This is a genomic window from Microcystis sp. M49636_WE2, from assembly GCF_030065375.1.
Lineage (GTDB): Bacteria > Cyanobacteriota > Cyanobacteriia > Cyanobacteriales > Microcystaceae > Microcystis > Microcystis aeruginosa_C.
Genome location: NZ_JASJFG010000685.1, coordinates 1 through 1,760, shown reverse-complemented (window position 1 = coordinate 1,760; position 1,760 = coordinate 1). Strand labels below are relative to the sequence as shown.

2 protein-coding genes are annotated in these 1,760 nt (G+C 44.8%); both read left to right on the top strand.

The features are described 5' to 3' along the window. Positions 1 to 347: 347 nt before the first annotated feature. Positions 348 to 950, top strand: a complete 603-nt coding sequence (locus PX484_RS15735) for a general stress protein (protein ID WP_002752246.1) — start codon at positions 348 to 350, stop codon at positions 948 to 950. A gap of 28 nt (positions 951 to 978) precedes the next feature. After that, entirely contained in the window at positions 979 to 1,434 is a 456-nt protein-coding gene (locus tag PX484_RS15730) for a BON domain-containing protein (protein WP_149973566.1), read from the top strand. Positions 1,435 to 1,760: the final 326 nt, after the last annotated feature.

Sequence of the window (1,760 nt, the reverse complement as noted above, 5' to 3'; positions counted from 1 at the left end):
CCTGCCCATCATTCCATTCATCATCGCAAGTACACCGTACATTACGGTCTATATTTCACGTTCTGGGACAAACTCCTCGGAACTCAAGACCCCGATTATGAGCAGAAGTTTGATGAGCGTCTGACGGGTAAAGTCGATGGAGTTTAACTCGTGCATCGCCCGTTACATTTTGTCTCGTATTCAAGCAATTCATACAGACTCAATCAATTCATACAGTAAATCAAGCAACCGCCTGTTACAGTAATGCCAAGAGCAGAATTGTCAACTTAAATCAGGAAATTCAATCGCTATAGTTCGCCATACTATAGGATTTACAAAGCTTTTACCGCATAGCGTTGGAGGGAAAAATGACTTTAACTAACCGTAAACGAGCCGTGGGAATCTTCTCTAGCTATCAAGAGGCAGAGAAGGCACTGAATGGATTACGAGATGACGGATTTGCCATGAATGAGGTATCAATCATTGCCAAAGAGCCTGAACGACTGGAGCAGAGCAACCGGATTGGTGAGACACGAGTTCAAGAGCTTACCGAAACAAAAACAACTCATATTGACGAAGGAGCAAAGACCGGGGCAGCGGCAGGCGGAGCCATCGGAGGACTGACAGGCTTGCTGGTTGGGTTGGGCATATTGGCAATTCCTGGAGTGGGTCCCGTCATGTTGGCAGGGGCGGCTGCAACTGCGATCGCTACCACGTTAGCTGGCGGTGCAATCGGGACGGCTACCGGAGGTTTGGTAGGTGGTCTAATTGGTCTAGGAATTCCAGAAGATCGGGCACGAGTCTATCACGATTATGTGGTTCGTGGAGACTACCTGTTGATCGTGGACGGTACAGATGCTGACATCCTTCAGGCTGAAACAATTCTAAAGCGCCGAGGGATTCGCGAGTGGGAAATTTACAATGCCCTAGCAATTGAAGGCTATGTCGATCCTCCTGCTTCTCGTTTGTAAAATCGGAAATTATTAAAGGATTTGCATCATGAAAAAGATCACAACTTTAATCCTCAGCAGCCTTCTACTGATTGGAACTGTGGCTTGTGGGAACAACGCTAAAACTAGCACCAACGCCCCTTCTTCCACAGAGGAAACGGGGCAAGTTCCTGATACTAAAACAGTCCAAAAGAACCAAAGCGATGCGTCTAGTCAAGTGCGCCGAAATCAACTCAATTCTGATATTCGCGCTCGTGAGCAACGCAACAATCTAACTGGAGGAGATGCGGATCGCGCGAACAGTGACCTTTCCAGTGAAGTTCGCTCTAAGCTAGAAGCCAACATCCCGAAAGGGCAACTTACAGTTTCTGCTAAAGATGGAGCGGTAGTCGTCTCTGGAACCGTAGAAACTCAAGAGCAACTCGACAAAATTGAACCCTTGGCAAAACAAATCAAGGGTGTCAATAGTGTCAAAGTTAAAGCAAAAGTGGCGTTGTCAAATTGAAAGATGCTCCGAATCAGCTTGGAACTGAAATTACTTTGATAGCAAGGATTGCATTGCATCTTTCATATTCTAATCTGACAACGCCGCAAAAGTTGCGGGGAGCATCTCACCTTTGTAACTCCTAAATTAAGTTTTATGTCAAGCTATTTTGAAAGCCTTACCAGAAGCAAGTTTTAGCGACAAGCATAATTAGGGTTTGCTGAAAAAGTCATTGAAAAGTACAGGTCTCTTAATCAATGATTTCACTTAGCTACAAGCATAAGCTTTAGTTGTTGATTAATTTTTAAGTTATAACTTATCCTAATCATTGACCGAGAAAAAGTGCT